General features: G+C 41.5%; 7 protein-coding genes. 1 reads left to right on the plus strand and 6 read right to left on the minus strand.

Annotated elements, in window-relative coordinates:
* Window position 1: 1 nt before the first annotated feature.
* Entirely contained in the window at window positions 2–1372 is a 1371-nt protein-coding gene (gene rlmD / locus FC30_RS01720) for a 23S rRNA (uracil(1939)-C(5))-methyltransferase RlmD (protein WP_033192996.1), read from the minus strand.
* Window positions 1373–1479: 107 nt separating this feature from the next.
* On the opposite strand from rlmD, the gene recX reads away from it, so the two are divergent.
* A complete protein-coding gene (recX, locus tag FC30_RS01725) occupies window positions 1480–2277 on the plus strand; it encodes a recombination regulator RecX (protein ID WP_010688440.1) in 798 nt (265 codons plus the stop codon).
* A gap of 36 nt (window positions 2278–2313) precedes the next feature.
* Here the strand turns inward: recX and FC30_RS01730 are convergent, their stop codons facing one another.
* From FC30_RS01730 to FC30_RS01750, 5 genes are all read right to left on the minus strand, one after another.
* On the minus strand, window positions 2314–3234 hold the full coding sequence (locus tag FC30_RS01730; RefSeq protein WP_010688441.1) for a YihY/virulence factor BrkB family protein: 921 nt from the start codon (window positions 3232–3234) through the stop codon (window positions 2314–2316).
* Between the two features lie 11 nt (window positions 3235–3245).
* Window positions 3246–3599 (minus strand): LysM peptidoglycan-binding domain-containing protein, encoded by a 354-nt coding sequence (locus FC30_RS01735; protein WP_010688442.1) that lies wholly within the window; start codon window positions 3597–3599, stop codon window positions 3246–3248.
* Between the two features lie 221 nt (window positions 3600–3820).
* Window positions 3821–4693, minus strand: a complete 873-nt coding sequence (gene galU, locus FC30_RS01740) for a UTP--glucose-1-phosphate uridylyltransferase GalU (protein ID WP_010688443.1) — start codon at window positions 4691–4693, stop codon at window positions 3821–3823.
* 157 nt (window positions 4694–4850) lie between these two features.
* Window positions 4851–5642 carry a type I methionyl aminopeptidase gene (gene map, locus FC30_RS01745; RefSeq protein WP_010688444.1) on the minus strand — a complete coding sequence of 264 codons (792 nt, stop codon included), beginning with the start codon at window positions 5640–5642 and terminating at the stop codon, window positions 4851–4853.
* Window positions 5643–6264: 622 nt separating this feature from the next.
* On the minus strand, window positions 6265–6717 hold a 453-nt coding region (locus tag FC30_RS01750; protein WP_235804161.1), incomplete at its 5' end, for an ArpU family phage packaging/lysis transcriptional regulator.

Consider the following 6717-nt stretch of genomic DNA (forward strand, 5'->3'; position numbering starts at 1 on the left):
ACTAGGCGCGTTTAACTAATTTAACGACTGCTTCAGCCCGCGCTGTTTGTGGAAACATATCGACCGAGCGAATATATTCAACACGATAAGCTTGGGTCAACGCCACTAGATCACGCGCTAAAGTCGAAGGATTACATGAAACATAGACAAACTTAGCTGGACGATATTTTAAGATCGCCTTGATCAAAGCGTCATCTAGACCGGTTCGTGGGGGATCGACGACTAAAGCATCAAAGCTAAATCCTTCTTTGATCCATTTTGGAATGACGTTCTCGGCTTTACCGGTCGTATAAACAGCTTGACGCCCAGCTTTTTTGGCATTTAGTTGCGCATCGGCCACGGCTTCGGGCACAATGTCCATTCCTCGGACCTCTTTAGCATCCTTACCCACATATAATCCGATCGTACCTACACCACAATAAGCATCGACCAAAGTCTCATTTGGTGATAATTCTAAAGCTTCTTTGACTTCATCGTATAAGACCTTAGTTTGGAGGGGATTCATTTGGAAAAAGGCACGCGCTGACAATTCAAAACTAACATCGCCCAATCTTTCAGTGATACTTTCTTTTCCCATCAATAATTGTGTTTCTTCGCCCCAGATCAAAGAGGTCTTTTGCGGATTGATATTTTGCATCACCGATACTACTTCTGGTAATAACTGCTTGATCTCAGCCAACAGTTCATTTTTGCGGGGCAATTGCGCTGTTCGGGTTATGAAAACCAGTTGCGCTTCTCCCGTCGCAAAGGATTCCCGGACGACTAAAGTTTTAACTGTCCCTTGATCCTTGCGTTCATCGTAGATCGGGACTTGCCATTTCTCTAGTAGCTTTCGAACAGTATTTATCACTTTCATCGTCAATTCACGTTGCGTCGCAAAAGTCGGTAGGTCAACTAAAATATGGCTATTTTCTTTATATAAGCCAGCAATGACTTGCCCCGCTTTATTTTTACGCACCTGAAATTGAGCTTTATTGCGGTAGTGATAAGGATCAGCCATTCCTAAAGTCGGCCGAAGCTCATATTCTTTATAACCAGCTGGCCGATACTTAGCTAAAGCCTGAGCGATCACATCTCGTTTAAATTCCAATTGAGATGGATAAGCTAAATTTTCAAGTTCGATCCCCCCAACATCATATTTATCCACTGGTTGGACGCGATCTGGACTTTTTTGTTTGATCTTTAACAAGCGCGCCTTGGCATATTTTTCTTTAGCTTCTGTCACACTCGCTAAGACGACTTCTCCTGGTAAAGCTTTAGGAATAAAGACGATCTTTCGCTTATAATATCCGATCCCCTCACCATTTATGCCTAAACGCTTGATCGTCACAACAATTTTTTGGTCTTTTTTCAATCTGACCCCAGAGGCCATTTTGGGCTTTACTCGTTTCACACTAAAATTCCTTCCATTTTTTATCTTTGAAATTATAACACATTAAGCTAAGATAGTAGTAACATCATTAGAAAAGAGGAAAATTGATGGCTAAAAAAATCACTGCGATTGTAACACAAAAGAAAGCCGGACGTTTCAACATCTATTTAGACGGTAAATACGCTTTTCCCGTCAGCGAAGATGTTTTGATCAAATATCGTCTCGCTAAGGGCCTCGAACTTGATGAAGAAATGATCGAGCGCTTACAACAAGCCGACTTGCTCTCTAAGGCCTACAATAAAGCTTTAGATCATCTCAGCTATCAATTGCGTACCAAAAAAGAGATCCAGACCTATTTAACTAAACTTGAGGTCCCTGAAAATGACCAAGATCAGATCATTTCCAAGTTAGTCGAACTAAATCTCTTAGATGACTTGACCTATTCTAAAAGTTACGTCCGCACAGCGGCTAAGACAACGGATAAAGGACCGTTTGTGATCTCACAAAAGCTTAAACAAAAAGGGGTAGCTGAAGAATTTATCAATGAGGCTCTCACCGAATTTAGTCTCGAGCAGCAAGTCCAGACTGCATTTAAGCTAGCTGAAAAATTTGTCGCTAAAAATAAAAAACTGGCCTTTCAAACTTTAAAAAATAAACTCTATCAACACCTTGCAACTAAAGGGTTTAGCAGTGAGACCATTAGTTTGGTGCTCGAAGAATTAGCCCTTGAAAAAGATGATACGCTTCAACTTGAGGCTCTACGTGAACAAGGCGCTAAACTTTTACGGCGTTATCAACGTTATCCCGAACTAGAACGTTCATTTAAATTAAAACAAGCCCTTTATCGTAAAGGCTTTTCCTTGAGTGAGATCGAAGGCTATCTAGCTGAACTGACCGCAGAATAAATTAAATGCCAGCTGCTAAAACGGCTGGCATTTAATTTATTTAGAGCCACGTTTCCAATTAAAGAAACGCTTGACTGAACTATCATTGAAGTGATCTAAGGTCCGTTTAGACCGGATCGTACCGTATTTGCGCTCTTCCAAAGTAGCATTGATAACTGCTCCGACCATGATCACTAAAGCACTGTAATTCATCCAAAACAGCAATACGATAAAGGTCCCGATCGTTCCATAACTCAAGACCGACCGCGCAAAATAACGTACATAGATACTAAAGCCTTGGGTCAAGAGCATCCATCCTAGCGTCGAAAATAAAGCTCCGACCCAAAGATAGCGTAAATGGACTTTCGCATTTGGGACTAACAGGTACAATAAACACATGATCAAAAAGATCCCTAAAAGTGTCGTTGGCCATTTCAATTGAGTAAAAGTCGTCAACCAATCCAAGGGCAACCCAAAGATCGGGATGAGATATTCTAAAACTAATTGCCCAAAACTGTATACGATAAAGGCGATCACCAACAGCGCTCCGATAAAGATCGTGATCAAAAATGATAAGATCCGCTGGGTAAAGATCCCCTGATCATTTCCGACTCCAAATGCTTCATTGAAAGCTTTCTTTAAGGCATTTATCCCTCGACTAGCCGCCCAAACGGAGATGACCCCACTGACTGAAGCGACCCCACCTGAAGAACCATTGCTCAAAAAAGTTTCTAATAAGGGTTCCAGCGTAGTATAGACCGCCTTCGGAACTGCCATTTCTAAATAGGGTAAGATCTCACTTGCTTTGATATGCAATAATGGCAAAATATTTCCGATAAAAATGACCATCGGAAAGATCGCAACTAAGGTATAATACGCGATCACGATCGCAGTATTACTGATATTAGCGCGTTTAAAATTTTTACTCGCAATTTTGTAGAAAGCATCCAACTCTTGTTTGACTGTCTTAAATTCCATTATATCCTCATTTACTCTGTTGCAGCACTACGCGTTGACGTCTGTTGTTCTTGCATTGGAACTTTAAGCGTCACGCCCGCAGCTACCCGTGAACTTTCAAGATCGTTCAACTCTATTAGTTCTTGGACCGTTGTATTGTACTTAGCTGCGATCGTTGAGAGATAGTCCCCTGACTGGACAGTATACGTACCATAATTAGAATTAGAACTTGAACGCTCACTTTCACTAGCTTTTTTCACAGTTGAGCTTTGGCTTGGATCTGCTTTAACAGACTCTTTATCCACTACTTTTGCTTCTTCTTTTGTCGAAGAACCATATTTTTTAGCCGCCAGTGCTCGTTGCTTGTCATATTCTGCTTTTTGCAACTTTTCATTATCACCAAAAGCACTAACTAATCTACTATGGACCGTCTCATTTTTCCATGCAATAACACATACTAATAATACAACTAGCGCAGCCGCCCTATTTTCAATACTAACGCTAAACCACGTCGACTGCGTTTGTCGTGATGATGTTTACGTGTCATCTAAAATTCCTCCCCCTAGCTGAAATTAAAAAAGCTGGGATCAGCCCCAGCTTTTTTCGACTATTTAAGTGTCTTGCCTAATTCTTTGATATATTCTTTCAATTCAGCTTGTACTTCTGGGTGGCGCAAACCAAATTGGATCGAAGTCTTAAGATAGCCAAACTTGTAACCAACATCGTAACGTTGACCCTTGAACTCGTGTGCAAATACGCGTTGGATCTTGTTCAAGCGATCGATCGCATCTGTCAATTGGATCTCGTTACCAGCGCCTGGTTCTTGAGTTTCAAGCATCGTAAAGATCTCTGGGGTCAATAAGTAACGCCCAATGATCGCCAAATCAGATGGAGCCTTATCAACATCTGGTTTTTCAACGAATTGTTTAACATCGTATAAGCCAGGTTTGGTTTCCGAAGTTGGATCGATGACACCATACTTGTTGACTTCTTCGTGTGGCACTTTCATGACAGCTAAAGTTGAAGCATGTGTTTCATCGTAGCGATTCATCAATTGTTTTGTCAATGGCACTTTGTCTTCCATGATATCATCACCGAGCATGACCACAAATGGCTCATTGCCCACAAAGTCTTTGGCCATTAAAACTGCATCACCCAAGCCACGTGGATGTGATTGGCGGATAAAGTACAAGCTGATATCAGTCGTTTGTTCGACTAGACGTAACAACTCAGTCTTACCCTTTTCCTTTAAGTTTTGTTCCAATTCAGGAACTGAATCGAAGTGGTCTTCGATCGGACGTTTACCTTTACCGGTCACGACCAAGATATCTTCGATCCCAGATTTTTTAGCTTCTTCAACGATATATTGGATCGTTGGTTTATCGATGATTGGCAGCATTTCTTTAGCCAAAGCCTTAGTTGCAGGCAAAAATCGTGTCCCTAAACCAGCGGCAGGAATAACTGCTTTTCTTACTTTCATTTAATAATACCTCTTTAAAATTTTCTACGTCCCACTATAGTCACAATGGTAACGCTTGAGCATTCCAAATTTAATTATACCAGTGTTACCCAGATTTACAAGCTATAACACAATTCGAAAAATTACGCCTCACTCTACTATCTCTTTTAACAGCCCACTATGGACGGTAGAGATATTTTGCATCAATATCTGGATCTTGTGAGGTCAAGATCTTAGGACCATCCTTAGTGATCACGATCGTATGCTCATATTGGCAAGACAAACTACCATCAGCAGTCCGAGCGACCCAACCATCTGGATCACTCATATCAGCCCGCCAGTCACCGATATTGACCATCGGTTCGATCGTGATCGTCATCCCTTCACGCAATCTAACGCCCTTACCTGCTTCACCATAATGCGGTACATTTGGGCTTTCATGCATTGTTGGCCCGATCCCGTGACCGATGAATTCACGAACGTCGCCATAACCATTTTCTTCCTCAACGTATTTTTGGATCGCAGCCCCGATATCGCCGATCCGGTTACCGACTTTTGCTTGGTCGATCCCAAGATACATCGCTTTTTTTGTCACTTCCATCAAGCGTTCAACTTCTGGTGTTGCTTTGCCCACTACATAACTCCAGCAAGAATCACTAAACGCTCCATGATAGTCCACTACTGTATCGACTTTGACCAGATCGCCTTCTTTTAAGATCAAGTTCTTACGTGGGAAGCCATGACAGATCTCATCATTGACACTGACACAAGTTGCATATTCATACCCTTCAAATCCGATCTGAGCAGCAACTGCATCATGTTCTTTAAAATACTTTCTAGCAAATTCTTCAATATCCCAACTCGAGATCCCCGGTTTGATGATGTCGCGCAAGCCTACATGCATCCCCGCTAAGATCGCACCAGACTTTGCCATTGCTTCGATCTCGCGTGGTGATTTTAATGTGATCATATATATCTAAATTCCCTTCATAAAATTCTTTGACCCTTTCATTATACCTTTATCATTTGAGTTTTTAAATATCTTATCCTTTCTGGGAAAATATTTGTTATCAATTTTGGTATAATAGTCCTTGTAGAAATGGCGTGCGATTTTTAGCGTGGTTAAGGTATTTTTAGAAGTGTTTGGGTCTCCATTTTATGAAAAAGAGACCTAAAACGATCTCAAAGAGACCCAAAGGGAGACCCAAAAGAGACCCAAAAAAACGATCGGGCTAAGTGGTTTAAAATAATACATGATACATATAATTTTATTCGTCCTGCGGGTTCATCCCTAGGGGCGTTTTTGTTTGCTGTTTGACCTATCCTAGTGCATTGTTATACCCCGTCACAATGGACTGTGTGCCCTATCTTAATGTATTGGGGTAGGTATGATATAATTCTAGCTGGGTACTCTTTAATTTTAGTCATGTAGCGTCTTGGTGATCGTGCCAGGGCGCTTTTTTGTGCAGTAAAAAAGGGATGTTACAGCATGCATCCCTTTTTTGTTTTACATTACGCCAATGTATAAAGCAATCCTTACGCCCTGCAATAATTCTAGTAACGCCAATGCGATTAGTCGCTCTAACAGTGTTTTATCTTTCATTGTCTGATGTCTCCTTGTATGCTGCTAGGTTCGTGCCTGCTGTCATGTCCATAGTCTGCGCAAACTGTGCGCATGCTTTGCAGTCTTGGACGTATAATTGCGGTCTGCTAAGATTAACTATCTCTTCAACTTGCCAACTAAGTAGCTTTTGAATGTGCCGGGATCGTATGATCTTTTGTGATCGCTCGTCTAATGTATCAAGGACCGCATTTACAAACTCTAACACTTGCTTAGCATTTGCCCGCTTGACTGTGGTATCTTCTACGCTGTTTGCGCTGGTGGTGGATCGTGGTGCAAGTGATAAACGTACGCTTGAAATAACTGGGATGCTGGCTAATCTCTGATACTTGCTATACTCTGTATCGAACCACTTAGTAACGTTTTTACGTGTTTGACTGTAATTGATCTCCCGTGTTTCTGGCGGGTCTAATTTCATCATTGC

Origin of the sequence: Ligilactobacillus animalis KCTC 3501 = DSM 20602, from assembly GCF_001434535.1 — a bacterium.
Lineage (GTDB): Bacteria > Bacillota > Bacilli > Lactobacillales > Lactobacillaceae > Ligilactobacillus > Ligilactobacillus animalis.